The organism is Arthrobacter sp. 179 (assembly GCF_052379645.1).
Classification (GTDB): domain Bacteria; phylum Actinomycetota; class Actinomycetes; order Actinomycetales; family Micrococcaceae; genus Arthrobacter_H.
This window is the reverse complement of the sequence record NZ_JBQSYU010000021.1, coordinates 1-26,420: the sequence shown is the minus strand read 5'-3', so window position 1 is coordinate 26,420 and position 26,420 is coordinate 1. Positions and strand designations below refer to the sequence as shown.

General features: G+C 68.0%; 24 protein-coding genes and 1 riboswitch. Of the genes, 12 read left to right on the top strand and 12 right to left on the bottom strand.

Annotated features, from left to right (window positions below):
- Positions 1-38: 38 nt before the first annotated feature.
- The 6 genes from mgtE to gcvP form a co-directional block, all read right to left on the bottom strand.
- Positions 39-1,397, bottom strand: a complete 1,359-nt coding sequence (gene mgtE, locus ACT3UE_RS12340; protein ID WP_444566814.1) for a magnesium transporter — start codon at positions 1,395-1,397, stop codon at positions 39-41.
- A gap of 324 nt (positions 1,398-1,721) precedes the next feature.
- Positions 1,722-3,131: an L-serine ammonia-lyase gene (locus tag ACT3UE_RS12335; protein WP_444566813.1), complete on the bottom strand. Its 1,410-nt coding sequence runs from the start codon at positions 3,129-3,131 to the stop codon at positions 1,722-1,724.
- Positions 3,132-3,227: 96 nt separating this feature from the next.
- Positions 3,228-4,553 (bottom strand): serine hydroxymethyltransferase, encoded by a 1,326-nt coding sequence (gene glyA / locus ACT3UE_RS12330; RefSeq protein ID WP_444566812.1) that lies wholly within the window; start codon positions 4,551-4,553, stop codon positions 3,228-3,230.
- Positions 4,550-4,930: a glycine cleavage system protein GcvH gene (gene gcvH / locus ACT3UE_RS12325; RefSeq protein ID WP_444555572.1), complete on the bottom strand. Its 381-nt coding sequence runs from the start codon at positions 4,928-4,930 to the stop codon at positions 4,550-4,552. Before gcvH ends, glyA begins: the two co-directional genes overlap by 4 nt.
- Before the next feature lie 39 nt (positions 4,931-4,969).
- Positions 4,970-6,097: a glycine cleavage system aminomethyltransferase GcvT gene (gene gcvT / locus ACT3UE_RS12320; RefSeq protein ID WP_444566811.1), complete on the bottom strand. Its 1,128-nt coding sequence runs from the start codon at positions 6,095-6,097 to the stop codon at positions 4,970-4,972.
- A 38-nt stretch (positions 6,098-6,135) separates the two neighbouring features.
- Complete coding sequence (gcvP, locus tag ACT3UE_RS12315; RefSeq protein WP_444566810.1) at positions 6,136-9,021, bottom strand: aminomethyl-transferring glycine dehydrogenase; 2,886 nt, start codon at positions 9,019-9,021, stop codon at positions 6,136-6,138.
- Positions 9,022-9,211: 190 nt separating this feature from the next.
- Positions 9,212-9,310, bottom strand: a riboswitch (glycine riboswitch).
- A 205-nt stretch (positions 9,311-9,515) separates the two neighbouring features.
- On the opposite strand from gcvP, the gene ACT3UE_RS12310 reads away from it, so the two are divergent.
- Together ACT3UE_RS12310 and ACT3UE_RS12305 are read left to right on the top strand one after the other, a co-directional pair.
- On the top strand, positions 9,516-11,012 hold the full coding sequence (locus tag ACT3UE_RS12310) for an amino acid permease (RefSeq protein WP_444566827.1): 1,497 nt from the start codon (positions 9,516-9,518) through the stop codon (positions 11,010-11,012).
- A gap of 117 nt (positions 11,013-11,129) precedes the next feature.
- A complete protein-coding gene (locus ACT3UE_RS12305) occupies positions 11,130-11,684 on the top strand; it encodes an RDD family protein (protein WP_444561803.1) in 555 nt (184 codons plus the stop codon).
- A 33-nt stretch (positions 11,685-11,717) separates the two neighbouring features.
- Here ACT3UE_RS12305 and ACT3UE_RS12300 read toward each other — a convergent pair whose 3' ends face one another.
- Together ACT3UE_RS12300 and ACT3UE_RS12295 are read right to left on the bottom strand one after the other, a co-directional pair.
- Positions 11,718-12,452, bottom strand: a complete 735-nt coding sequence (locus ACT3UE_RS12300; RefSeq protein ID WP_444566809.1) for a VIT1/CCC1 transporter family protein — start codon at positions 12,450-12,452, stop codon at positions 11,718-11,720.
- 28 nt (positions 12,453-12,480) lie between these two features.
- A complete protein-coding gene (locus ACT3UE_RS12295) occupies positions 12,481-13,242 on the bottom strand; it encodes an SGNH/GDSL hydrolase family protein (RefSeq protein WP_444555568.1) in 762 nt (253 codons plus the stop codon).
- A 180-nt stretch (positions 13,243-13,422) separates the two neighbouring features.
- Between ACT3UE_RS12295 and ACT3UE_RS12290 the strand changes: the two genes are divergently transcribed.
- Positions 13,423-13,710, top strand: coding sequence for a hypothetical protein (locus ACT3UE_RS12290; RefSeq protein ID WP_443384133.1), 288 nt, complete (start codon positions 13,423-13,425; stop codon positions 13,708-13,710).
- Positions 13,707-14,522 carry an FAD:protein FMN transferase gene (locus ACT3UE_RS12285; protein ID WP_444566808.1) on the top strand — a complete coding sequence of 272 codons (816 nt, stop codon included), beginning with the start codon at positions 13,707-13,709 and terminating at the stop codon, positions 14,520-14,522. The genes ACT3UE_RS12290 and ACT3UE_RS12285 overlap by 4 nt, the downstream gene beginning before the upstream one ends.
- 16 nt (positions 14,523-14,538) lie before the next feature.
- Here ACT3UE_RS12285 and ACT3UE_RS12280 read toward each other — a convergent pair whose 3' ends face one another.
- Positions 14,539-15,684: a serine hydrolase domain-containing protein gene (locus ACT3UE_RS12280; protein ID WP_444555567.1), complete on the bottom strand. Its 1,146-nt coding sequence runs from the start codon at positions 15,682-15,684 to the stop codon at positions 14,539-14,541.
- Positions 15,685-15,739: 55 nt separating this feature from the next.
- The gene (locus ACT3UE_RS12275) at positions 15,740-16,768 is read right to left on the bottom strand and encodes an RNase H family protein (RefSeq protein WP_444555566.1); all 1,029 of its coding nucleotides are present in this window, start codon (positions 16,766-16,768) and stop codon (positions 15,740-15,742) included.
- An 85-nt stretch (positions 16,769-16,853) separates the two neighbouring features.
- On the opposite strand from ACT3UE_RS12275, the gene ACT3UE_RS12270 reads away from it, so the two are divergent.
- Both ACT3UE_RS12270 and ACT3UE_RS12265 read left to right on the top strand, forming a co-directional pair.
- On the top strand, positions 16,854-17,327 hold the full coding sequence (locus tag ACT3UE_RS12270; RefSeq protein WP_444555565.1) for a hypothetical protein: 474 nt from the start codon (positions 16,854-16,856) through the stop codon (positions 17,325-17,327).
- Between the two features lie 32 nt (positions 17,328-17,359).
- A complete protein-coding gene (locus ACT3UE_RS12265) occupies positions 17,360-17,809 on the top strand; it encodes a hypothetical protein (RefSeq protein WP_444555564.1) in 450 nt (149 codons plus the stop codon).
- A 7-nt stretch (positions 17,810-17,816) separates the two neighbouring features.
- On the opposite strand, the gene ACT3UE_RS12260 is transcribed toward ACT3UE_RS12265, so the two are convergent.
- A complete protein-coding gene (locus ACT3UE_RS12260; protein WP_444555563.1) occupies positions 17,817-18,929 on the bottom strand; it encodes a glutathione S-transferase family protein in 1,113 nt (370 codons plus the stop codon).
- Between the two features lie 92 nt (positions 18,930-19,021).
- Here ACT3UE_RS12260 and ACT3UE_RS12255 point away from each other — a divergent pair, with 92 nt between their 5' ends.
- The 5 genes from ACT3UE_RS12255 to ACT3UE_RS12235 all read left to right on the top strand — a co-directional run bounded on the left by ACT3UE_RS12255 (position 19,022) and on the right by ACT3UE_RS12235 (position 23,531).
- Positions 19,022-20,284: an Nramp family divalent metal transporter gene (locus tag ACT3UE_RS12255; RefSeq protein ID WP_444566807.1), complete on the top strand. Its 1,263-nt coding sequence runs from the start codon at positions 19,022-19,024 to the stop codon at positions 20,282-20,284.
- Positions 20,281-20,997 (top strand): metal-dependent transcriptional regulator, encoded by a 717-nt coding sequence (locus ACT3UE_RS12250; RefSeq protein ID WP_444555561.1) that lies wholly within the window; start codon positions 20,281-20,283, stop codon positions 20,995-20,997. Before ACT3UE_RS12255 ends, ACT3UE_RS12250 begins: the two co-directional genes overlap by 4 nt.
- A gap of 47 nt (positions 20,998-21,044) precedes the next feature.
- A complete protein-coding gene (locus ACT3UE_RS12245; RefSeq protein ID WP_444566806.1) occupies positions 21,045-21,377 on the top strand; it encodes an ArsR/SmtB family transcription factor in 333 nt (110 codons plus the stop codon).
- Entirely contained in the window at positions 21,365-22,048 is a 684-nt protein-coding gene (locus ACT3UE_RS12240) for a cation diffusion facilitator family transporter (protein WP_444555559.1), read from the top strand. The genes ACT3UE_RS12245 and ACT3UE_RS12240 overlap by 13 nt, the downstream gene beginning before the upstream one ends.
- A gap of 181 nt (positions 22,049-22,229) precedes the next feature.
- Positions 22,230-23,531, top strand: a complete 1,302-nt coding sequence (locus ACT3UE_RS12235; RefSeq protein ID WP_444566805.1) for an MFS transporter — start codon at positions 22,230-22,232, stop codon at positions 23,529-23,531.
- 41 nt (positions 23,532-23,572) lie between these two features.
- Here the strand turns inward: ACT3UE_RS12235 and ACT3UE_RS12230 are convergent, their stop codons facing one another.
- On the bottom strand, positions 23,573-24,958 hold the full coding sequence (locus ACT3UE_RS12230) for an MFS transporter (protein ID WP_444566804.1): 1,386 nt from the start codon (positions 24,956-24,958) through the stop codon (positions 23,573-23,575).
- 215 nt (positions 24,959-25,173) lie between these two features.
- Between ACT3UE_RS12230 and ACT3UE_RS12225 the strand changes: the two genes are divergently transcribed.
- Positions 25,174-26,420, top strand: a 1,247-nt coding sequence (locus ACT3UE_RS12225; protein ID WP_444566803.1) for a phospholipase D-like domain-containing protein, incomplete at its 3' end; no start/stop codon positions are given.

Genomic DNA, 26,420 nt, shown 5'->3' with positions numbered 1-26,420 from the left:
GAGCCTGTTTCCCCGCCCCGGCAGCCCCGCTGCCGACCCTAGATACCCAGCACTGCCTTCGCGATCACGAAGTACAGGATCAGGCCGGCGGCGTCCACGAAAGTGGTGATGAACGGGTTGGAGAACACCGCCGGGTCGGCCTTGATCGCCTTGCCCAACAGGGGCATGATCCCGCCGACCGTGGCCGCCATCGTGCAGACCCCGCCCAGGGTCAACCCGATCACCCAGCCGATGTCGGGACTGTAGATCAGCGCCGCGATGGCGAAGCCCAACGCACCCAACAGCAGGCCCAGCATGGCGCCCACCCGTACTTCCCGGGCGAACACGCGCAGGATGTCGCGGGCCCGGACATCACCCAACGCCAGGGCGCGGGTGACCGTGGTGGCAGCCTGGTTGCCGGTGTTGCCACCGGTGCCGATCAGCAGCGGAATGAACGAGGTCAGCACCGCCACCTCCATCAGGGTCGCCTCGAATTCGTGCAGGACCCGCACCGTCAACGTGGCGCCGATGGCCAGGACCAGCAGCCACACCACCCGGGACTTGACGATCTCCCAGATCGGGGTCGCCAGATAGGGCCGGCGCAGCGGTTCGGTACCACCACTGCGGGCCGCATCCTCGGATTCGGCGGCTTCGATGATCCGCAACGCATCGTCGACGGTCAGGATGCCCAACAGCCGGTTCTCCGTATCGACCACCGGCAGCGCCAGCACCTGCAGGTCGGCGCAGCGCCGGGCCGCGGTCTCCTCGTCCACGGTGGCCCGGACGGATTCCGCATCCACCATGATCTCGCCCACCGTCTTGCCCGGATCCGCGCGCAGCAGGTCACGCAGGCTGATGATCCCCACCAGGGCCCGCCCGGCATCGGTGACCGGCAGGGTGTAGATGGTCTCGGCGTCGTCCAGGCCCGTGCGGACCTTCTCCAACGCCTGGTCCACGGTGGTCCAGGGGTGGGCGCTGATGAATTCGGGGCTCATGCTGCGCCCGATCGAGCCCTGTCCGTAACCCAGCACGGCGTCGGTCAGGGCGCGTTCCCGGCCGGAGAGGCCCAGCAGGAGTCGACGGGCCACCACCGAGGGAAGCTCGTCGAGCAGGCCCACCCGGTCATCCGGGCTCAGGTTGTCGAAGACCTCGGCGACGTCGGTGTCCTTCAGCCCCTGGATGAGTTCGGATTGCAGGGTCGGGTCCAGCCGTTCGAAGACGGCCAGGGCCCGGTCCTTGTCGAGCAGGCGGTAGAGCACCGCCCGGTCGCGGTCGTTCAGCCGTTCCAGTTCGTCCAGGGTCTTGGAGATGGGCAGGTGGGCAACCAGCCCACCCGCGGCGGCCAGGTCATCACGGTTGAGGGCCTGCTTCAGGGCCTCGATGGTGTCATCGATTTCCACGGTGTCTTCGGGGTTCATGATCCGGGTTCCCTCCGGTACGCGTCCCCTCGAGGGACGCTAGCTGATGACTGCGCGAGGCGCAGGGGAATACCGACGGCCCACAAGGAACGACGGCGAGGTGTGTGGACCCGCGGCGGGCGCGGGTTCTCGAGACGGTCCGTCGTCCATATGCGGGTCACCTCCCGATTCGGCAAGCCATACGCGGGCACGGGCCATCAGCCCGGCAGGCGTCGATCAGCGAAGCACGCCGATCCCGACGGCTCCAAGCCCCACCCTAATCCGAATCGGTGTTCCGCGCCAAAGCAGCACCGGTACCCCGGCAGCATCCCCCACGACCGGGAACTAGCACTCCACCACGTTCACGGCGAGCCCACCCATCGCGGTTTCCTTATATTTATCGCTCATGTCCTTGCCGGTTTCGCGCATGGTCACGATGACTTCGTCCAAGGAGACCCGGTGTTCGCCATCGCCCATCAGCGCCATCTTCGCCGCGTTGACGGCCTTGGAGGCGCCGATCGCATTGCGTTCGATGCACGGGATCTGCACCAGACCGCCGATCGGATCGCAGGTCAGCCCGAGATTGTGTTCCATGGCGATCTCCGCGGCGTTCTCCACCTGGGCCGGGCTGCCTCCGAGGACCTCGGCCAGTCCCGCGGCGGCCATGGAGGAGGCCGAGCCGACCTCGCCCTGGCAGCCGACCTCGGCACCGGAGATGGAGGCCTGCTCCTTGTAGAGCACCCCCACGGCGGCGGCAGCGAGCAGGAAGCGGACGATGATGTCTTCCTTGTCCTCGCCGGTGGCGTATTCGGTTCCGGGCAGGTAGTGCGTGGCGTAGAACATGACCGCGGGGATGATCCCTGCCGCCCCGTTGGTCGGCGCGGTCACCACGCGCCCGCCGGTGGCGTTCTCCTCGTTCACGGCCAGGGCGACGAGGTTGACCCATTCCTGCCAGTAGCGCGGGTCGCGGTCCTTGTCCTCCTTGCTCAGGCGCTCATGCCAGTCGGGGGCCCGGCGACGGACCTTCAGGCCCCCCGGCAGCAGCCCTTCGCGGGCGATGGCCGAATCCTTGCACTGTTCCATGACGTCCCAGATATGCAGCAGGCCGGCACGGATCTCCTCGCGGGACCTGTAGGTCAGCTCGTTCGCGAGCATCACGTCGGCGATGCCCATTTCGCTGGCGTGGCAGTGCTCGAGCAGTCGAGCAGCGGTGGTGAAGGGGTAGGGGATCTCTTCATTGACTTCGTCGAGTTCGGCCGCGGCGGCTTCCTCATCGCCATCACGGACAATGAATCCACCGCCCACCGAATAATAGGTCTCATCCAACAGGACACCGCCGGAGGCATCCAGGGCCTGGAAGCGGATGCCGTTGGTGTGCCGGGGCAGGATGGTCAGCGGACGCTGGACCATGTCCTCGACCGAATAGGACAAGTCCTTCCGGGCCCCGAGCTCGGCGGCCAGGCGCAGGGTTCCGGTGGCGGCGATGTCCTCCAGCCGCTCCTCGACCTGGTCGGGCAGGATGCTCTCGGGCTCGAACCCCTCCATCCCCAGCAGGACTGCGGTGAACGTCCCATGGCCCTTGCCGGTGGCGGCGAGCGACCCGTAGACGTCGACCTGTAGGTCAGCGGTGGCTTCAGCCAGTTGGCCTTCCACGAGGTGCGCGGCGAAACGCTGGGCGGCACGCATGGGACCGACGGTATGGGAGCTCGAGGGGCCGATGCCGATCGAGAAGAGGTCGAAAACGCTGATGGCCATGGTGTTCATTCCTTTGCACGAGGTGGGTGCTGTCATGCGTCGGGCCCGGGGTTTTTCGCCCCGGGCCCGACGACGCCCCGAGGGGCTGGAGGCGACTCAGCAGAGCGGGGCCAACTCCGGGTAGAGCGGGTGGGCGGTAGCCAGGGCGGTCACCCGGGCCTTCAACCCTTCAAGGACACCGGCGTCGGCACCGCCGTCGGCGGTCCCGGCAATCAACGCGGCCGCGATGATGTCAGCGACCTCGGTAAAGGCCTCCTCGGAGAAACCACGCGTCGCCAACGCGGGAGTCCCGATCCGTAGCCCCGAGGTCACCATCGGAGGCCGCGGATCGAACGGGACCGCATTGCGGTTGACCGTGATCTCGATCTTCGCCAACAGGTCCTCGCCTTCCTGGCCATTGAGGACCGAATCCCGCAGATCCACCAACACCAGGTGCACATCCGTGCCCCCGGTCAACACGCTGATCCCGCACTCGGCGACATCTGCGGCCGTGAGGCGTTCGGCCAGGATCCTCGCCCCGGCCAACGTGCGCGCCTGGCGCTCGGCGAACTCTTCGGAGGCGGCGATCTTGAACGCCACCGCCTTGCCGGCAATGACATGCTCCAACGGCCCGCCCTGCTGACCGGGGAACACCGCGGAGTTGATCTTCTTGGCGATATCGGCCTCGTTGGTCAGGATGATCCCGCCGCGCGGGCCGGCCAACGTCTTATGCGTGGTGGAGGTGACCACATGGGCATGCGGCACCGGGGAGGGGTGCAACCCGGCAGCGACCAGGCCAGCGAAATGGGCCATGTCCACGAACAGGTACGCCCCGACCTTGTCGGCGATCGCCCGGAACCGTTCGAAGTCCAACTGGCGGGGGTAGGCCGACCAGCCGGCCACGATCATCTTGGGCTGGTGCTCGATCGCCAGGGCCTCGACCTCGTCCATGTCGATCCGCAGATCCGTTTCGGACACCGAGTACGGGACGATGTTGTACAGCCGCCCGGAGAAGTTGATCTTCATCCCGTGGGTCAAGTGACCGCCATGGGCCAGGTTCAGGCCCATGACCGTGTCCCCGGGACGGATCAGTGCGTGCATCACCGAGGCATTGGCCTGGGCACCGGAGTGTGGCTGGACGTTCGCGTAGCCGGCCCCGAAGAGGGCCTTGACCCGCTCGATCGCCAGCGACTCGATCACGTCGACATGCTCGCAGCCGCCGTAGTACCGGCGCCCGGGGTATCCCTCGGCGTATTTATTGGTCAGCACCGAGCCCTGGGCTTCCATGACCGCCTGGGCGGTGTGGTTCTCCGAGGCGATCATTTCCAGACCGTCCTGCTGGCGGGCCAGCTCGGCATCGATCCGCGAAGCAACCTCGGGATCAAGCTCCGCCAGCGGGGCCGTGAGGCTGGAGGAGAGGACCTGTGCGGATTCGATGGTCACTCGACATCGCCACCGTTGGCCGAGGCGTAGTCCGCTGCCGAGAGCAGCGGTCCCTCTTCGGAAACCTCGACGGTGAACAGCCATCCGCCGCCGTAGGGGTCGTCGTTCAGCAGGGCCGGGTTGTCCTCCACGGCCGGGTTGGTCTCCACGATGGTGCCGGTCACCGGCGCGTAGAGGTCGGAAACCGACTTGGTGGATTCGACTTCCCCGCAGGTCTCCCCGGCGGTGACGGTCGAGCCGACCTCGGGCAGGTCGACGTAGACGACGTCGCCGAGTGCGTCGGCGGCGACCTGGGTGATGCCGACCTTGGTCGGGGTGGAGTCGTCAACCCACTCGTGCTCGGCGGAGTAACGGAGGGTCGAAAGAACCTTGCTCATGTGTTGTCCTTAGTCTCTGGATCCACGGATGTGGGGGATTTACTTCTGGCGGGAGTAGAACGGCAGGGCGACGACCTCGAAGGGCTGGGCCTTGCCACGGAGGTCGACATCCAGTGCGGTGCCGGCCTCGGTGAGTTCGACATCGACGTAGGCCAACGCGATGGGGTGGCCCAGCGTGGGGCTGGGCTGGCCCGAGGTGACCTCGCCGACGACGTTCCCGTCCTTCATCACAGCGTAGTGGGAACGTCCGGCTCGACGCCCCAGGCCCTTCAGACCCACGAGCTTGCGCGCCACGCCTTCGGCCTTCTTGGCTTCCAACGCGGTCCGCCCGAGGAAGTCCTCCTCCTTCTTGAAGGAGACGATCGGTCCCAGACCGGCATCGAACGGGGTGATGTCCGTGGACAGCTCGTTGCCGTAGAGCGGCATCCCGGCCTCCAGGCGCAGCGAGTCACGGCTGGCCAGTCCGGCGGGGGTGAGCCCTGCCTCGGTGCCGGCCTCGAGCAGTGCCTTCCACAGGGTGGTGGCCTCGGCGTTGGGCAGGTACAGCTCGAAGCCGTCCTCGCCCGTATAGCCGGTGCGGGCCAGCATCACGTTGATCCCGGCGACGGTGACGTCATCGGCCGCGTAGTACTTCATCTCCTGGACGGTCTCGACGTCGGCGCCGGTGACCAGCCCGGTGAGGATCCCCGCGGCGGCGGGTCCCTGGATGGCGATCAGGGCCGTCTCGGCCGACTCGTCGGTGACGGTGACCTCGAAGCCGGCGGCGCGTTCGGCCAGTGCTGCCGCCACGACGTCGGCGTTGCCGGCGTTGGGGACCACGAGGAAGTCCTCCTCGGCGCGGCGGTAGGTGATCAGGTCATCGAGGATCCCGCCCTCGGCGTTGCAGATCACCGAATATTTGGCCTTGCCGATCTTCATGATGGCCATGTTCCCGGCCAGCGCACTGTTCAGGAACTTCGCGGCCTCGGGGCCTTCGACCCGGACCTCGCCCATATGGGAGAGGTCGAAGAGCCCCGCGGCTTCGCGGACGGCCTGGTGTTCGGCCAGTTCGGAACCGTATTTCAGCGGCATGTCCCAGCCACCGAAGTCGGTGAAATGCGCGCCCAGTGATTCGTGTTCGCCGTGCAGGGGCGTCTGCTTCGGCGTGGTGGTGGTTTCGGTGCTCACAGCTCAGGCTGCCTTTCGTCGGGTTCCGCGGATCCGGTCTAGTTCTCGAATGCCTCGGGTGGCGGGCAGGAGCAGATCAGGTTCCGGTCGCCGCCGGCCCCGTCGATGCGTCCCACCGGGGCGAAGTACTTGTCCTGGCGCAGCCCGGGCAGCGGGAAGGCCCCCTGCTCGCGGGTGTAGGCCCGGTCCCAGTCGCTGGAGACCACGGCGGCCGCGCTGTGCGGGGACAGCCGCAGCGGGGATTCCGCCGCGGTGAACTCCCCGGAAAGGACCTGCTCCATTTCGGCCCGGATCGCGATCATGGCGTCGATGAACCTGTCGATTTCCGCCAGGTCCTCGGATTCGGTCGGCTCCACCATCAGCGTGCCGGCGACCGGGAAGGCCAGTGTCGGGGCGTGGAAGCCGTAATCGATCAGGCGCTTGGCCACGTCCTCGGCGGTGATGCCGGTCTTGGCGGTGGCATCGCGCAGATCCAGTATGCATTCGTGGGCGACCAGGCCCTGGTTGCCGGTGTAGAGCACCGGGAAGTACTCGTTGAGCCGCGAAGCGACGTAGTTGGCGGTCAGCAACGCGTTCTTGGTGGCGTTGGTCAGGCCCTCGGCGCCCATCATGGCCACGTAGGCCCAGGAGATGGGCAGCACGCCGGCCGACCCGTAGGTGGTCGCGGCGACCGCGGTGCCGGTGCGTGCGGTGGCTTCGCCGGCCGGGGCTCCGGGCAGGAACGGGACCAGGTGCTCGGCCACGGCGACCGGGCCGACGCCGGGTCCGCCGCCGCCGTGCGGGATGCAGAAGGTCTTATGCAGGTTCAGGTGCGAGACGTCGCCGCCGAACTGGCCCGGCTGGCCGAGGCCGACCAGGGCGTTGAGGTTGGCTCCGTCGATGTAGACCTGTCCGCCGGCGGTGTGGACCTTATCGCAGACCTCGCGCACATCGTCGTCGTACACCCCGTGCGTGGACGGGTAGGTGATCATGATGCCCGCCAGTGCCTCGCGGTGGGTTTCGATCTTCGCGTCCAGGTCGGCGGAGTCGATGGTGCCGTCGGCTGCGGTCTTGACGACCACGACCTTCAACCCGGCCAGCACCGCCGAGGCGGCGTTGGTCCCGTGGGCCGAGGCCGGGATGAGGCAGACGGTGCGTTCGGCGTCGCCATTGGCCAGGTGGTACTGGCGGATGGCCATCAGACCCGCGTATTCGCCCTGCGAACCGGCATTGGGCTGGATGGAGACCCCTGCGTACCCGGTGATGGCCGAGAGCCTGGATTCCAGGTCGTCGATCAGTTCACGCCAGCCCACGGTCTGGTGGGACGGGGCGTAGGGGTGGATGGAGGCGAACTCCGGCCAGGAGATGGATTCCATCTCGGCGGTGGCGTTGAGCTTCATGGTGCATGAGCCCAGCGGGATCATGGTGCGGTCCAGTGCCAGGTCGCGGTCCGAGAGGCGACGCAGGTAGCGCAGCATCTGGGTTTCGGAACGGACCGTGTGGAAGATCGGGTGGGTCATGTACTCGCTGGAGCGCACGACGGCGGCCGGAAGCTGTTCGGTGGCGGCGGCTTCGGCCTGTTCGATGGCGGCGGCCGCGTCGGCGACGCCGAAGGCCTCGGCGATCGCGACCAGGTGGGCGGTGGTGGTGGTCTCGTCGGTGGAGATGCCCACCGTGTCGGCGTCCAGGCGACGGAGGTTGATGCCGTTGTCCTCGGCGGCGGCCACCAGCTCATCGGCCCGGCCGGGGACCTGCAGGGTCAGCGTGTCGAAGAAGGATTCGTTGGCCACGGTGAAGCCCGCGTCACGGAGCACCGAGGCCAGGGCACCGGCCCGCAGGTGGGCCCGCTGGGCGATCGCCTTGAGGCCCTCGGGGCCGTGGTAGACGCCGTACATCGAGGAGGTGATGGCCAACAGCGCCTGGGCGGTGCAGATGTTGGAGGTGGCCTTCTCGCGGCGGATGTGCTGCTCACGGGTCTGCAGGGCCAGACGGTAGGCGGGTAGTCCGGTGTCGTCCTTGGACACTCCGACCAGGCGGCCCGGCAGCGAGCGCACCAGGCCGTCGCGTACCGACATGTAGGCGGCGTGCGGGCCACCGAAGAACAGCGGGACACCCAGGCGCTGGGTGTTGCCCACCGCGATGTCGGCTCCCTGCTCGCCCGGCGGGACGATGAGGGTCAGGGCCAGGATGTCGGCGGCGACGGTGACCATCGCCCCGCGCTCCTTGGCGGCGGCGATCACGCCTGCGTGGTCGGAGACCCGGCCCGAGTTCCCCGGCTGCTGGAGCACGATGCCGGAGATCTCGCCGTCGGGCAGCCCCTGGGACAGGTCGGCGATCTCGAGTTCGAAGCCCAGTGCCTCGGCGCGTCCCTTCACCACGGCGATGGTCTGCGGGAACATGTCGGCATCCAGGACGGTCTTGGCCTCGGCCTTGGCCTTGTTGGCGCGGCGCATCAGCAGGACGGCTTCGGCGACGGCCGAGGCTTCATCGAGCAGCGAGGCGTTGGCGATCGGCAGCCCGGTCAGATCCGAGACCATGGTCTGGAAGTTCAGCAGGGCCTCGAGCCGGCCCTGGGAGATCTCCGGCTGGTATGGGGTGTAGGCGGTGTACCAGGCGGGGTCCTCCAGGACGTTGCGCAGGATGACCGGCGGGGTGATCGTGTTGTAGAACCCCTGGCCGATCATCTGGGTCTTGACGATGTTCTTCGCCGCGATGGCACGCAGGTCATCCAGGACCTCGGCCTCGGAGCGGGCCGCCGGCAGGTCCAGGGGCTTGGCCTGGCGGATGTCGGCGGGGACCGCGGTGTCGACGAGATCGTCGAGGCTCGCGTAGCCGAGCTGCCGGAGCATGGTCTCGGTGGCGTCGCCGCGGGGGCCGATATGACGGTCGGCGAAGGCAAGTTCGCCGGCGGTGCTGGTGGTGGGACGGGCCGTGGTCTCGGTCATCAGGGGAACTCCAAGTGTGGTCGATGTGTGGTGCACACCGAATGAGCTTCGGTTCCTCCCCGACTCTGTATTGGACCTGAGAGATTCCGCTACGTCCGGAGTTGACCGGCCGCGGCTTGCACCGTCGGTGAGCGCTTCGCCTGCTGGTCGGGTGCCCCCGGCCGGCGATGCGTCTTCTTTCCAGAGTTGCCTCTGCGCGGCGGTACGGGGGCCTGAGAGATTCCCGGGGAGGGTATTGCTCCTACGGCGCCCGCCAGTGGATCTGACGGGACTCTCCCGCCGCAAGTCATAGGCGTGTGCCCTGGTGGACACGTCTTCATGATACGTGGAGACCCATGCCACGGACAACCTCCGCGTCGCGCCATCGATTTTCATATTCATGCATGATGGTGCGAAAATATGTAAGTTCATTTGCCGACACCGGCACCTGCCGCGATCCGACGGGCGCCGCCCGACCGCAGGCCCACCCGGCCCCGCCAAGGACCCAGTTGCAGATTCCATCGAAGCATCCAGCCCCGGACCTCCCTGCCCCGGCCGCCGGCCGCCGGCCCTTGACGCTGGGCCGGCAGCTCCTGCTCCGCAAGGACGTCGAAACACTACAGGCCGACGCCGGCCACGGTTCCGGCGGCGGGACCATGCGCCGCACCCTGGGGGTGCTGCAACTGACCATGATCAGCGTCGGTGCCACGCTGGGCACCGGCATCTTCGTCGTGCTGGGCTCCTCGGTGCCGATGGCCGGGCCCGCGGTCTGGATCTCCTTCACCATCGCCGGGGTGGCCGCCCTCCTTTCGGCGCTGTCCTACGCCGAAATGGCCGGGGCCGTCCCGGTTTCGGGGTCCAGCTACTCCTACACGTACGCGACCATGGGTGAGGGTCTGGCCTGGATCTGTGGCTGGTGCCTGCTGCTTGAATACGGGGTCTCGGTGGCCGCCATCGCCGTGGGCGCCGGGGAATACGTCAACGAACTCGCCGGGGTCTTCCAGCTGGACCTGCCCGCAGCGCTGACCAATCCCCCCGGAGCCGACGGCGGCCTGTTCAACGTCCCGGCCGTCCTGGTCGTCGCCCTGGCCATGGTCCTGCTGATGCGCGGGGCCAAGGAGTCCGCGACGGTGAACACGGTGCTGGTGTTCGTGAAGATCGTCGTGCTGCTCTTCTTCGTCGTCATCGCCTTCAGCGCCTTCCATACCGGGAACTTCACCCCGCTGCTGCCCATGGGCACCGCGGGCGTCTCGGCCGCGGCGGCCCGGCTGTTCTTCTCCTACATCGGTTTCGACGCCGCATCCACCGCCGGCGAGGAGGCGGTGAACCCGCAGCGCGATCTGCCACGGGCCATCATCGCCTCGATGATCATCGTGACCGTGCTCTACATCCTGGTCGCCATCGCCGCCGTCGGGGCCAAGGACTGGCAGTGGTTCATCGGCAAGGAGGCAGCCCTGGTCCAGGTCCTCGAAGCGATCACCGGCCAGGCCTGGGTGGCCCTGGTCTTCTCCGTCGGCGCGGTCGTGGCGATCATCAGCATCGTCATCACGGTGCTCTACGGCCAGACCCGCGTCCTGGTGGCCATGTCCCGCGATGGGATGGTCCCCCGCGTCTTCGGCCAGCTCAACCCACGGACCGGGACCCCGGTCCTGAACACCTTGATCACCGGCGGCGTCATCATGATCACCGCCGGATTGGTCCCCCTGGGGGAGTTGGCCGACGCCACCAGCATCGGCACGCTCTTCGCCTTCAGCCTGGTCAGCCTCTCGGTGATCCACCTGCGCCGCAACCGCCCGGAGCTGCCCCGCACCTTCCACGTACCTTTCTACCCGGTGACCCCGATCCTCGCGGTCGCCGGCTGCGTGTTCCTCATGGCCAACCTCGGGGTCACCACCTGGACCGTCTTCGGACTGTGGATGATGCTCGGCGCCGCCGCCTATCTGGCCTACGGGCGGCGCCGCTCCACGGCGGCCGCCTCCTACGTGGAAGCCCCACGGCACCCCGTCCGCTAGATCCCCCTCCACCGCCATCGGCTAGCGTGCCGGAAAACGCATATGTACTACTCAGCCCGAAAATGTAGATCCTGCCCACCCATGGTCTTGGGACAGTTCCTTGCGTATGGTGGGGCCATGAGCGATCCCACACCTCCTCCGCCCCAGCCCACCGGCCCCGCCATGCCCCCGACCGGCACACGCCCCGGGGAGCTCCTCGACCGATTCCTGGCCCGGCTGATCGACGGCGTCATCCTGCTGATCGTCAACTTCCTGGTCGTAGGCCTGATCATCACCGGCGCGATCATGGGGGCCGGAGGAGCCGGCCTCGGGCTCGGCGGCAGAAGCTTCGGCGCGACGGCGGTGTCAGCGGTGGTCAGCGCCGTCATCTACGTCGGCTACTTCGCCTTCATGGAGTCCAGCCGGGGACAGACCGTGGGCAAGATGCTCATGAAACTGCATGTCGTGGGCGCCCAGGGCGGCCACCCGGATATGACCGAGGCGATCAAGCGGAACCTCTGGATGGGCTTCGGGATCATCGGAATCCTGCCGATCATCGGTACCGTACTTGGTTCGCTCGCCTCGCTGGCCGCGGCGATCGTCATCGCGGTGACCATCAACAACGACACCGTGAAACGCCAGAGCTGGTTCGATAAGTTCGCCGGCGGCACCCAGGTCATCAAGCAGGGCTGATCCGCTCCACCGGGGCCCCGGGCCGGGGCCCCGCTAGCCGGTGACCCCGCTGCTACCCAACCAGGTGCCGATGAGGAACGTGGCCCCCAGGGCCAGGATCCCGCCGACCACGACCCTCACCACCGGCTTGAACACCGGCGCTCCCCCGAGGCGCGCCCCCAGCCCCCCGGTCACGGCCAAGGCCACCAGGACGGCGAGGAAGGTCACCGGGATCCTCCACTGCGCCGGCAGCAGGACGGCCGTCAGGAACGGCAGCAACGCCCCGGCCGTGAAGGACACCGCGGACGCGGCGGCAGCACTCCACGGGCTGACCACGTCCTCGCGGTCGATATTCAGTTCGGCGTCGAGGTGGGCCCCCAACGCGTCATGGGCGGTGAGTTCGGTGGCCACCGTCCGGGCGGTGGCGGCGCTGAGCCCCTTCCGCTCATACAGGTCGGCCAGTTCGTCGAGTTCCTCCTGGGGCAGGTGCGCCAGTTCGCTGCGTTCCTGGGCGATGAGGGCCCGCTGCGAATCCGCGGAGCTGGACACCGAGACGTATTCACCCAGCGCCATGGACACCGCACCACCGATTAGTGCCGCCGCCCCGGCGGCCAGGATCGGGCCGGTGGCAGTGGTCGCGCCGGCCACCCCGACCACGACGGCGGCGGTGGAGACGATCCCGTCGTTGGCGCCCAGGACCCCGGCCCGCAGCCAGTTCAACCGTTCGGCCAGTCCCCCGCCCTCATGCGGTTCGCCGTCGTGCTGGTTTGCTCCGGTGGATTGCTTCATGGCCACCAGTCAATCACTGCGCCGTCCTTCAGAGCCGGATGTAGGCCGGGTAGCGGGGGCCCATCGAGTCCCCCGAGGAGGTCCCCCGCACACGGCGCCCGATCCACGGCACCACGAATTCGCGGGTCCAGCGGGCGTTGGAGGCGAGTTGTTCCCTACGGGTCGGCTCCGGGGCGCTCTCCAGCTCCGGGGTCGCGATCGCGTCGGCGCCCTCGAGCAGGGTCAACACCTTCTTGGCCATCAGCGTATGCCCGGGGGGACCCATATGCAGCCGGTCCACCGCCCAGTACCGGAAATCGCTGAATTCACGCCAACGCCAGTAGTCGGCGACGAGGGCGCCATGGCGGTCAGCTGCTTCACGCACCCATTCGTTGTAGATGGCGGTCCGGCCCCGGGTCTTGCCGAAGACGGCCGAGGCCGAGGAGTCGAACCCGGTGAACACCACGACGGTTGCACCGGTGGCCCGCAGGCGGGCCACCATGTCGTCGTAACCGGCCATCAGCGCGTCGATATCCACCCGGGGGCGCAGGATGTCGTTGCCCCCGGCATAGAGCGTGACCAGGGTCGGTTCCATGGCCAGGGCCGTTTCGAGCTGTTCGTCGATGACCTGGTGGATCTTCTTGCCACGAATGGCCAGATTCGCATACCCCCAGGCCGGGTCGGCGGCACAGAGTTGCTCGGCCACCCGATCGGCCCACCCGCGGACGCCGTGGGGACGGGTCGGGTCCTCATCACCCACGCCTTCGGTGAAGGAGTCCCCCAGAGCCAGATACCGTTTCTCGAATTCCACCCGTCCAGCCTACGTCCACCGCTCTCCGGACGCCCGCCACCGGTCGATATGTATCCGCCCTCGGCGAAACCCGCCCGCCTGGGGCCGCCATGCGGGCCGGTCACAGGGTGTTCACAGTTCGGTTCGACAGGCTGGTTTCATGCAACACCGACAGGAACCCGTCCTCGAAAGGACCACCTCGTGAACATCCGCCAAGCCATCTTTGCTTCCGTGGCCTCCGCCGGGGTGTTGGCCGCCGGTTGGGTCGGCAGCACGCCACCGGTCGCCCAGGCGACACCGGCTCCCGCACCCTATCGACTCGGGTCCACCACGAGCGGTTCCGCGGTTGCGATCACCACGAGGCCGGCGGCCAGTCCCTCGACCCTGTCCAGTGTCAGGCGCCAGCAGCTGCGCGGTTCGGAGCCCGTCCAGCTCATCAGCACGCCGGACCACATGGCCCCGGCAGGTCTCGCGGGACCCCGGGCATGAGCGTGGTGGACGAAGCGACGGGCGGGCCGGCCGATCCGCGGATCCCGGAGCTGGCCCACCGGTCGTTCCAGGCCCTGGGCACGACGGTCGGCATCAGCGCGCCGCTGGAACCCGACGAGCTCGACGCCGCCGTGGAAACGGTCCAGCGCATCTTCCTCGACGCCCAGACCTCCTTCGGCGTCGACGGCCAGGGCCCGGTGGAGAGCCTGCGTCGCGGGGACATCGAACTCCGGTACGCCCACCGCCGGTTGCGGGCGCTCTATGAGCAGGCGACCGTCTGGCGCCAGGCGACCGACGGTGCCTACACCCCGCACACCTCCACCGGACCGGTGGATCTGAGCGGGCTGGTCAAGGGGTGGGCCATCGCCCACGCCGGCCAGGCCATGATGGACCTCCAACTGCCGCATTGGTCGGTCACCGCCGGCGGCGACGTGCTGTGCAGCGGTTCGCCCTTCCCGGCAGAACCCACCGGAACCGACCCGTTCTATGGCAGGCATTGGCGGGCCGGGATCACCGATCCCTTCGATCCGGCGACCTTGGTCGCCGATGTGCCGTTGGCCGGGACCCCCGGCTTCACCGCGGCGTTGGCCACCACCTCGACGGGGGCGGGAGCCGGGCCGAACGCCTATCTGCAGGTCAGCGTGTTGGCCGAGGAGATCGTCACCGCGGATGTGCTGTCCCAGGCCATCATGGCCGGCGGGGAATCCACCCTGGAGGCCGCCGTCCGCGATTTCGGGGTCGCGGTCCTGGTCTGCGGGCACGACGGCGAACTACTCGCCTCCTCGACCTGGCCCCTGCAGCAGAGCGCGTGAACCCCGGTGCCGCCGCTCAGCCGCCGGCGAGGGAGAGCAGGACCTGGCGTACGGCCACGCTGAGTTGCCCACCCCGGGTGCCGGTGCCGCTCTCCTCGGCCCGGGCCGGCACATAACCGAATCCGATGCCGTAGGCGGGGTCGGCGTAGGCCAGCGTGGCGTTGGCCCCGTCGTGGCCGAAGGACTGCCAGGACCCGAAGTCGTTGCGCGGGATCGATTTCATGAACATCACGGCGAACGCCCCGGTCAGCCCGTTGGCCCGGTCGAGGCCGAACACCTGCTCGGCGGCCACCGTCCCTCGCGTGTCCTCGGTCAGGAAGGGCCCATCGGCGGCCCCGTCGTCCCGGACGACGCCGGTGCTGGCCGCCGCATAGAGCCGCGCCAGGCCGCGGGCACTGGCCACTCCCCCGGCGGCCGCGAGGCCCGAGGCCCTGATCCGCCGGTAGTTGGGCAGGTCCAGCAGGTCGTAGCTGATGCCCTCTCCGATATCGAAGCCCGCCGTGGAGTTCAGCGCCAGACCCAGCGGACCATACGGGTCGATGAAGGGAAGCTCCGGGCTTTGCGCGGGTTTGAGCACCTCGCGGAACCGGGGCTCCTCGCCCTCGGGCAGACCGAGGTGGAAGTCGATGCCGAAGGGCTCCCGGATGCGGGTCTCGTAGACCTGCTGCAGGGTCTGCCCGGTGATGCGCCGGACGAGTTCCTCGGCGAAGATCCCGATGGTCAACGCGTGGTATTGGTGCGTGGAGCCGGGTTTCCAGACGGGAGGGGCGGCGGCCAGGCGTGCGGCGCCCTGGGATGATTCGGTGTAGTGCTCCACCGCCATGCCGCCGTCGACCCCCGGCAGCCCGGCCTGGTGGCTCAGCAGTTGCCCGACCGTGATGGCCTTCTTGCCCCGGGCCGCGAATTCCGGCCAATACCTGGTCACCGGTTCCTCCAAGTCCAGCAGGCCATCCTGCACCAGCAGGGCGATGACCATGCCGGCGGCCCCCTTGGAGGCGGAAAAGACCCCGGTCAGCGAATCCAGCTGTGAGTTCGGTCCCACCGCATGGTCGATGACGGGGTGCCCACCGGCGTAGACGCAGAGCTGGGCCGAGTAGTCGGGGTCCGCCGTGGCGAAGGATTCCAACAGCTCGGTGACGGGGGCGAAGCGCGGGTCGTTCACGGTGGGGCTCCTGGGCTCTGCCGATTCCGGGGAGGGGTCCCCGGCATTCGGGGATCTAGACTTCGGGGGTTTCCTGGCGGAAGCGCAACCGCCAGCGCTGCTCTTCACGCTGCCACAGGGAACCGACGGTGACCGCCGATTCCGTTCCGACCAGACGGTAGGTCAGGTGGATCGCCTCCACCCCCACGCGGATCGCCTCGAGCAGTTCGAAGGCACGGTCGATCCCGGGGCCGGCCGGCGGGGTCGACCATCCGCCGTGCGGGACGACGTCGTCCTCCTCGCCCACCTGATCGGCGGCTTCCAGCAGGTCCACGGCCCCCGAGGACAAGACGGTCACCGCGGTCTCGCGTTCGGTCAGCGTCCCCCGGGACGTGACTTCGCGGTAGTCCGGATGCAGCAGGAAGTTCAGCTGTCCCACTTCGCTGCGGACCCGAGGATCCAGCAACTCCCGTTCCAGGGCGACCACGGCATCGATCTCGGCGCTTCCGCGGCCCGTTTCGGCGGGGTCCTCGAGGGAGGAGAACAAGTCGTCCTGTTCCAGGGGGTCCGCACCGGTGGGGGCCGGCTCGGCCTGCGGGGAAGGGCCGGGGTCCGCCGGGCCGGCCTCAGGTGACCCGGATCCCGGGTAGCCCGGGCCCGCGTCGCTGCCCCGCCCGGACTGGTAGGCGGTGGCCGCAGCCCGGGCGCGGTCATCGGCCGCCTCGTTGAGGTGGTGCCCGGCATGGCCCTTGACCCATTCGAACCGGTAGTCGCGGCCGGTGATGGCCTCATCGATCTGCTTGAGCAGGTCCACGTTCAACACCGGCTTGCCGTCGGCCTTCTTCCATCCCTTGCGTTTCCACCCCGGCATCCACTTGGTGATGCAGTTGATGACGTATTGGGAATCGCACAGGATGTGCAGGTGCTCGTCGGCGACATGTTCGGTGGAACGGAACAGATCCAGCACGGCCATCAGTTCGCCCATGTTGTTCGTCCCGTGGGGCCAGCCGCCGGCCCGCCAGGCGGAGTCGTCGACGTACCAGGCCCAGCCGGCGGGTCCTGGGTTTCCAAGCGCGGAGCCGTCTGCGGCGGCGGTGATCGTCATGGGTTCCATCCTGCCATGCCACCCCGACGCTTCGCGTTGGCCCCCGACGGTAGCCAGGAGCCTGCCCATCGGGCACGCTGTCCCCATGCGCCCTCGCCTCATGGTTCCGCTGCTGGCCTTATGCCTGGCTCCAGTGGCAGGGTGCGGCTCCACCGGCGCGGGCCTGGAACTCCTCGATCGGCCGGCCACCGCGGAGGATGCCCTGCCAGCCGACACCGCCGTGGCGGGCTTCCAGCCGGGAACCACCCGGTTGCTCACCCGGACCGATGGCTTCTCCTTCTATCTGGCCCGGCCACCCCTGACGGGCGGTCCGGCGAACCTCCCGCCGGGGTGGGGGGCCTGCCTCATCGTCGCCGAGCCGGAGGTCATCACCTGCGGACCGCTGCCCTTGGAAACCCGGTTCCTCGGCGTCTCGGCCCGATTCGTGCCCGACGCTGAGCACACCCCGCACCCGGCACCCGAGGGGTGGGAACAGCTGCAGCGCCAGCTGTTCGTCAAGGGTCTGGACCACAGCAGCAGGACACCCCCACGCCATCCGGTTCCCGAGGACGAGGGGTAGCCAGAATCCAACGCGTCGGGGAGGCTGGCCCCATGCGACGTCACCTTCTGGTTCCGCTACTGGCCCTACCGCTCCTGGCCGGGTGCAGCAGCCCGGCGGATCAGGGCATCGAACTACTCGATGAGCCGGCCACCGCGCAGGACGAGTTGCCCTCCGATCTCCATGTCGGCGGATTCGAACCGGATACAGTGCGCTTTGCCGCCCAGGTCGACGGCCTCTCGTTCTATATGGCCCGCGCAGCCACCGGGGATGCCAGGCAGAGCGCCGAATCGGATGAGGGCCTCTGCCTGATCGTCGCGGAGGAAGATCACATCGCCTGTGCCGGCATGCCGTTCGACGTTTCGTTCTACGGCATCTCGGCCAGGATAGAGGCCGACGACTTCGAGGCCTCCAAACTGACCTCCGAGGGCTGGGACCAGGTCCAGAAAAACCTGTTCCTGAAGGGTCTTGACGATCGGGGGCAGCCCGGACGCAACGGGTAGCCGGACCTCAACCGGGATGGAGCGGGTTGTGCCCGGCGGTGACTTCCTCCCCGGCACGCACCGGTCCGGGCGCCGTTCCGGAGCCGAACGGGGAACCGCCCAGTTCCTCGCGTCCGTGGGCCTGGAGCCAGTTGTCCAGCGCGGGGCCCTGCGGCACGAATCCGGTGGGATTGATGTCCTCGTGCACGATGTAATAGTGCCGTTTGATCTGCGTGAAATCGACGGTGTCCCCGAACCCCGGGGTCTGGAACAGGTCCCGGGCATAAGCCCAGAGCACCGGCATCTCGGCGAGCTTGTTCCGGTTGCATTTGAAGTGCCCGTGGTAGACGGCGTCGAAGCGCACCAGGGTGGTGAACAGGCGGACATCCGCCTCGGTGATGGTCTCCCCCATCAGGTACCGCTGCCCGGCGAGGCGTTCCTCCAACCAGTCCATGGCAGTCCAGAGGCGCTGGTAGGCCTCGTCGTAGGCCTGCTGCGAACCGGCGAAACCACAGCGGTAGACCCCGTTGTTGACCTCGGTGAAGATCCTTTTGATGACCGGGGCCATCTCCTCCCAGCGCCCTGCAGGCAGCAGGTCGGGGGCCCCCGCCCGGTGGAACTGCTTCCATTGGGTCGAGAAGTCCAGCGTCATCTGCGGGTAGTCGTTGGTCACGACGCCGCCGGTGGGGATGTCCACCATTGCCGGAACGGTGATGCCCCGCGGGTAGTCGGGGAAGCGCCGGAAGAAGTTCTCCTGCAGCCGTTCGGTCCCCAGGACGGGGTCCCGGCCTCCGGGATCCAGATCGAAGGTCCAGGACCTGACATCGTGGGTCGGACCGGGCAGTCCGACACTGAACGCCTCCTCGAGCCCCAGCAGCCGGCGCACGATCAGGGCCCGGTTCGCCCACGGGCAGGCGCGGGCCGCCACGAGCCGATAGCGTCCGGCCTCCACGGGCCAGGCCCGGGCCCCCTCCGAGAGTCCGGCCCCGGGGTCCCCGATGGAGCCACCACCCTGGGCGGCTGAGGCCCGGACGGCCTCCGGATCGGCGACGATCCGATCATTGATGTAGTTCGTGTCACGGGTGAATTCCTCACCAACGTTCACATAGGCGCCGCGGGTGGAATACCGGTTCTCATCCATGGGCCCATCCTAGGCCGGTTCACGTCATCCCGCTGGCGTCATCGGGTCCCGGAACGATAAGTTAAGTGGACTTAACTCAAAGGATCCGTGCGATGAAACGAACTGGTTCGACGGCACCGTCCGTCGTGGAACGGCAAGGACACCCCCAGCGACGCCTGGTGTGGCTGCTGGGTCCGGCCTTCGTTGCGGCCATCGCCTATGTCGACCCCGGCAATGTCGCGGCGAACCTGACCGCCGGAGCCCAACACGGCTACCTGCTCGTCTGGGTGCTGGTGGCGGCGAACGTCATGGCCGTGATGATCCAGTACCTCTCGGCGAAGCTGGGGCTGGTCACCGGCAGGTCGTTGCCCGAGATCCTGGGCGCCCGGCTCTCGCGCGGCGGCCGCCTGGCCTTCTGGGGCCAGGCCGAGCTCATCGCCATGGCCACCGATCTGGCCGAGGTCATCGGCGGGGCCATTGCACTGCACATCCTCTTCGGCCTGCCGTTGCCGTTGGGCGGGCTGATCGTCGGGATCGTCTCGATGGCCCTGCTGACCATCCAGTCCCGGCATGGTCAACGCCCCTTCGAACTGGTGATCATGGCGCTGCTGGTGCTGATCACCATCGGATTCGTTGCGGGCCTGCTGGTCAGCCCGATGGACTGGGGTGCCGCCGCCGGCGGGCTCGTTCCCAGGTTCGAGGGCACGGGCACGGTCCTGCTCGCGGCCGGCATGCTCGGGGCCACGGTCATGCCCCACGCCATCTACCTGCATTCCTCCCTGGCCCGGGACCGGCATGGTGAAGGGCACACCGAATCGGGGATCCGGCGACTCCTGCATGCCAACCGTTGGGACGTCGTCCTGGCGTTGATCGTGGCCGGTTCGGTCAACATCGCGATGTTGTTGCTGGCGGCCTCGAGCCTACGCGGAGTGGAGGGCACCGACACGATCCAGGGCGCCCATGGGACCATCGTCGAGGCGCTGGGACCGGTCATCGGCGTCATCTTCGGCGTCGGACTCCTGGCCTCGGGCCTGGCATCGACCTCGGTGGGTTGCTATGCCGGTTCGGCCATCATGTCGGGCCTGCTGCAGCGCCGGATCCCCCTGCTGGCGCGCAGGGTCGTCACGCTGATCCCGGCACTGGCCATCCTCACCGTGGGGGTCGACCCGACCTGGGCCCTGGTGCTCAGCCAGGTCTTCCTCTCCATCGGCATCCCCTTCGCACTGGTCCCTCTGGTCCGCTATACGGGGATGCGTTCGGTGATGGGCCGGTTCATCAACGGCCTGGGCACCCAGGTCTTCGCGTGGGCGATCACCGTGGCCATCATCGCCTTGAATCTGCTGCTCATCTACCTGACCGTCACGGGGGCCCAATGAGACAAGAACACACTCCGGCAACCCCGCCCCCGGGCTCCGGGGAAATCAGCCGCGTCGCCGAGGATTTCCTGAAGGCCATCTGGTCCGCCACCGAATGGGGCGGCTCCCCGGTCACCGGAAAGGCGCTGGCGGAACGCTTCGGGACCACCGCCGCCAATGTCTCCGACACCATGCGCCGGCTTCACGCCCAGGGGCTGGTCATCCACGAGCCCTACCAGCCGGTCCGCCTCACCGCCGCTGGACAACGCCATGCCGTGGCCATGGTCCGCAAGCACCGTCTCCTCGAATCCTTCCTGGTCCGTACGTTGGGGTATTCCTGGGAGGAGGTCCACGACGAGGCGGAGAACCTCGAACATGCCGTCTCGGACACGCTGATCGAACGCATCGATTCCCTGCTGGGGCACCCCGTCCACGACCCCCACGGAGACCCGATCCCCACCGTGGCCGGAGCCACGCGGCGTCCGGCACATGCGGTCAACCTCGCAGAGGCCCTCCCGGGAACCTATGAGGTCACTCGCATCTCCGACGAGGACCCCGGTCTGTTGCGCCTGCTCGCCCGGCACGGGTTGCGCCCGGGCGCGCTGGTCGACATCGCGGCAGCCGAAGCCAACGGCTCCCTGGCCCTGGCCCCGCACGACGACGAGGCCCGGGTGGTGTTGCGCCCCGAAGCCATCCGGGCCCTGTGGGTCACCGCCACGGCCGCCGATCACTAGGTCATCCACGCTTTTGTGAATTCAGGATTAGCTGTACCGTGGTACTCATGCATCCCACCGCCACCGCCTCGCATACCGCCGCACTGTCCCGCTTCGGCCATGCCGTATCCGACCCCACCCGCGTCGGTGTGCTGCTGGCCTTGCGGGAACGACCGGCTTATCCGTCCGATCTGGCCGAGGCCCTCGGCGTCTCCCGGCAGGTCATGTCCAACCAGCTCGCCTGCCTGCGCGGCTGCGGGCTCGTCGAGGCGATCCCCGAGGGCAGGCGTTCCTGGTATCGCCTGACCGACCCCCATCTGGCAGCCGCCATGGACGAACTACTCAAGGCCGCCCTGCGGATGGAACCCGACTGCTGTGCAGGGCCCGGATGCACGTGCTGAGGGCTCCCGGGGACCGCGACCAACGACGCGAGGTCCTGAAGCGCCGCATTCGGCTGATCGTGGCGTTGACGATCAGCTACAACGTCATCGAAGCAGTGATCGCCTTGGCCGCCGGCACCGCAGCGTCATCGGTGGCGCTGCTCGGCTTCGGCCTGGATTCCATCGTGGAAGTCCTCTCCGCCGCGGCAGTGGCCTGGCAATTCTCGGCCCCGGATCCGCAAAAACGGGAACGGACGGCACTGCGGTTGATCGCCTTTTCCTTCTTCGGGTTGGCGGTCTTCATCAGCATCGACGCGGTACTGACCCTGGCGGGGCTGCGGGAGGCCGAACACAGCACCGTGGGCATCGTCCTGGCCGCCGTCAGCCTCGTTGTCATGCCGTTCCTGAGTTTGTGGGAGCGCCGGACGGGCCAGGCCCTCGGGTCGGCCTCGGCCATCGCCGACTCGAAGCAGACGCTGATCTGTTCCTACCTCTCGGCGGCCGTGTTGTTCGGCCTGCTGCTCAACAGCCTCTTCGGCTGGACCTGGGCCGACCCGGTGGCCGGGCTGGTCATTGCCGTCGTCGCCCTGCGCGAAGGTCTCGAGGCCTGGCGGGGCGATGCCTGCACGCAACCGCTCTCGGCGATCACCGGCGAGGCCGAATCCGCCGGCTCGGACCCGCACTGCTGCTGATCCGCCCGGGCCGCCCCTGGGGGCAGTAGGCTGGTTCCACTCTGTCGGAAAGAGGGGCGCGGATGGAACTCGCAACAGGGGTCGTGCCGTCCCGGCCCTACGGCGCAACCACCGGCGGGAGCCGGGCCCCCGCACTCCCGGACCGCCTCACGGTTGCACGCCGCGACCCCGGGGTCCCGCAGTGAATACCCGGGGCGTCTACCAACGCCTCGTCCGGGCGGATCGACGCGACCAGTCGCAGGCCCATCAACGGATCATCGCCCGCAACGGCCTGCGCCAGGTGGTCGCCAACTCGCTCCAGGCCGTCGGGGACCAGGTGGTCAACGCGAAGACCGTGTTGCCGTGGCTGCTCGCCTCGTTGGGAGCTCCGATGGTCCTGGTCGGGCTGCTGGTGCCCATCCGCGAGTCCGGATCCATGCTGCCGCAGGCGGCTCTGGCCCCGATGGTGCAACGCCGGGGCCGGCGGACGACGGTCTGGATCATCGGCGCCGCGGGCCAGGCGCTGGCGACGGCGGCCCTGGCCCTGATCGCCGCGACGCTGGATGGACAAGCGGCAGGCGTGCTGCTCCTTGCAGCGCTGGCGCTCTTCTCGGTGTCCCGGTCGCTGTGTTCGTTGGCGGGCAAGGATGTGCTCGGGCGTACCGTGCCCGAAGGCGAGCGCGGTCAGATCAACGGGTGGTCCACGGTGTTCTCGGGCGCCGTCGCAATCACCCTGGGGCTGTTGATCCGTCTGCTCGGTGGTGATGACGTCTCGACAATGGTGCTGGCGGCCTTGCTTGGGGCTGCCGCTCTGGCTTGGGTCCTGGCCGCAGTGGTGTACCGGGGAGTCCGCGAGCCCGAGCAGGAGAATCCGCCGGCTTCGGCTGTCGAGGACGAGGGGTGGGCCCGTTCGGCATGGAACCTGCTGCGCAGCGATGCCGGGTTCCGCCGATTCGTCGTCGCCCGCGCCCTGTTGCTGGTCTCCGCGCTCAGCCCGCCCTTCGTCGTTGCCCTCAGTGCCGCAACCGGCGATGCCGGGCTCGGGTCGCTCGGTCCGTTCGTCATGGCCCAGGGCGTGGCGGCTTTGGTGGGTGGACGGCCCTTCGGCCGCTGGGCCGATCGCTCCTCACGCCGGCTGATGCTCTGGGGTGCCGCCTTCGCCACGCTCGTCGTGGTCCTGTTCCTCGCCGTCGTGCTGTTCATCCCGGGTAGCCGGGAACTGTGGTGGATCTATCCGGCGGTCTATCTGGTCCTGGTCCTGAGCCATACCGCGGTGCGGGTGGCACGGAAGACGTATGTGGTCGACCTCGCCGAGGGAGATCTCCGCACCCGGTACATTGCCGTGGCCAACACGGCGATGGGGGTCCTGCTTTTGGTCGCCGGTGCGATCTCCGGCGCCCTCGCCGCGCTGGGCCCCGAAGCCGCGCTGGGTTTCCTGGCCGTGCTCGGGGTCGCAGGGGTCGTCGTGAGCCATTCGCTCCCCGAGACCGGGAAAACCGGCTAGCTGCCGCACGGCACGCGGCAGTGGCCGGCCGTGACCGGGGCCTACCCCCTCGCCTTTTCGAACGCGGGGGCGCGTCGCTGATCGAAGATGGTAGCCCCCACCTCCTGCTCGGCCTGGTTGTTGATGGACAGGTTGATCCCGGGCCGATCCCGCAGGATCAGCACTGCGGCAATGGCCACGACGGTCATGAGCAGCAGATAGACCGAGATGGATGCCCCGGTGCCGGTGGCGTTGATCAGGGCCTGGGCGATGGTCGGGGCGAAGGCCCCACCCAGGATCGCCCCGAGGGCATAGGAGATCGACACCCCGGAGAACCGCACGGAGGCCGGGAATATCTCTGAGTACCAGGCGGCCTGCGGACCGTAGGTCAACCCGAGCCCGATCGTGAACAGTCCCAGCGCGAGGTAGAGCAGGGGGAGCGAGCCGGTATCGATCATCCAGAAGAGCGGGAAGACCATCAGTATCTGGATGCCGAAGCCGATCAGGTAGGTTCGTTTGCGCCCGATCTTGTCCGCCAGCACCCCGGCGGCGAAGGTGAAGATGAACCACATGGCAGCGGCGAAGGTCATGGCCACCAGGACATCCGTGCGGTCCAGGCCCACGGCATCACTGGTCGCGTAGCTGGGGATGAATCCGCCGGTGGCCATGTAGCCCGCGGCGTTGTTGCCCGCGAAGACCAGCGCGGCCAGGAGCACCAGCAGCCAATGCTTGCGGAACAGCTCGGCGATCGGCACCTTGGTCTGCTGCTTCTTCTCCGCGATCTCCTGGAACACCGGGGATTCGTCCACCGCACGGCGGACCATGTAGCCGACGGCGATCAGCACGACGCTGAGCAGGAACGGGATCCGCCACCCCCACTGGACGAAGGCCTCCCCCGGGGAGATCCACCCGGTCATCAGTGCGGTCACGCCAGTGGCCAGCAGCAGGCCCAACGGCACACCCAGCTGGGGGAATGCGCCGGCCCGACCCCGGCGGTCCGCCGGGGCATGCTCGACGGCCATCAGTACCGCTCCACCCCATTCGCCGCCGGCGGAGACCCCCTGCAGGATCCGCAGCAACAGCAACAGGATGGGGGCCAGGATCCCGGCGGTCCCATAGGTCGGCAACACGCCGATGAGGGTCGTCGCGGAGCCCATCATGATCAGCGTGATGACCAGCATCGGTCTCCGGCCGATCCTGTCCCCGTAATGCCCGGCAAGGAACGCCCCCAGCGGCCGGAAGAGGAAGCTGATGCCCACGGAGGCGAAGGCGAGCAGCAGTCCGATGGACTCCCCCGCCGGGGCGAAGAACACATGGGCGAAGACCAGGCCGGCGGCCGTGGCGTAGATGAAGAAGTCGTACCACTCGATGGTGGTCCCAACGATCGTGGCAAAGGCGACGCGTCGCTGGGTCTTGCGTGCGTGGGCATCGAGCCGTGCTGTGCTCATGGTTCACTCCTGGACTGGTGTGGCGGTTCCGGCGCCCCCACCTGGCTTCTGCTGCGCGACGACATCTCTGGCGCCACCTACAGATCCTGACTTAATATACTAAATCGTATATTATCCAGTGTGAGGGACGACACCCCCGCCGTCAACCCCGTCTCCGCCCCGGGGGCACCGAGTCGCACGAGCCCCGACGCCGGCATCGGAACTAAACTCACACCATGTCTTCCGTGATCCCGCCCGCCGTCATGGCGGGCTTGAAAAAAACGGCCGCCCGATTGGCGCTGGCCTTCGTGGCCTTGCAGGCCACGGTGGTGGCCGGCCTGGTGATCTTCGATTCGCTCAAACGCCGCCAACGGACCCGCCGGGCGGGGTTCCCGCGCCCGGGGGCATTCGACGCCCCCGTCAAGGACTCCGAGACGAAGATCTACACCTACGGCGAAGACCTCTACGCCGATATGCTCGCCGCCATCCGCGGCGCCGAAGAACACGTCTTCCTGGAGACGTACATCTGGAAGTCCGACGCGACCGGACAACGCTTCAAGGAAGCCTTGAACGATGCCGCGGCCCGCGGGGTCGACGTCTTCGTCATCTACGACGGCTTCGCCAACCTCGTCGTCCCCCGCTCCTTCTTCCGGTTCCACCCCGGGGTCCACGTGTACCGGTTCCCCGTCCTGCGCCCCTCACGGTTGTTCACCCCGCTGCGAAGCACCGGCCTGGACCACCGCAAATTGCTAATCGTGGACGGCGAAACCGGATTCGTCGGCGGCTACAACATCGGGGATCTCTACGCCACCGAATGGCGCGATACGCATCTGCGCCTCAAGGGTCCGGCGGTCTGGGAACTGCGCCAGGCATTCCTGGACGTCTGGAACACCGCCTGCGGCCGGCCGGAAATCCCCCACCAGCCGGCGCTGACGTGGGATCCGCACATCCGCACGGCCAACAACATGCCCTCCCATCTGGTGTACCCGATCCGGGGGGTCTACCTCGACGCCATCAACCGGGCCAGCGATCACATCTACATGACCACCGCCTACTTCATCCCCGATCGGCAGATCCTTGATTCACTGCGGGCCGCCAGCAGGCGGGGCGTCGATGTCAGGCTCATCCTCCCGGAGGATTCCAACCACGTCCTGGCCGACTGGCTGGCCCGGGGGTTCTTCACCACCATGCTGCGGGAGGGGATCTCCATCCTGCTCTACCGCGACGCCATGATCCACGCCAAAACCGCCACCATCGACGGCCAATGGTCCACGATCGGCACCGCCAACATCGACCGGCTGAGCCTGACCGGGAACTACGAGACGAACCTTGAGATCCACGACCCGGAGTTCGCGGCGAAAATGGAGAGGATCTTCAAAGTCGACAGCACCAACTGCCGGGAACTGACGCTGTCCGACTGGAGCCGGCAGAACCCGGCTGCCAAGATCAGCGAAGTCATCCTCATTCCGTTGCGCCCGTTCCT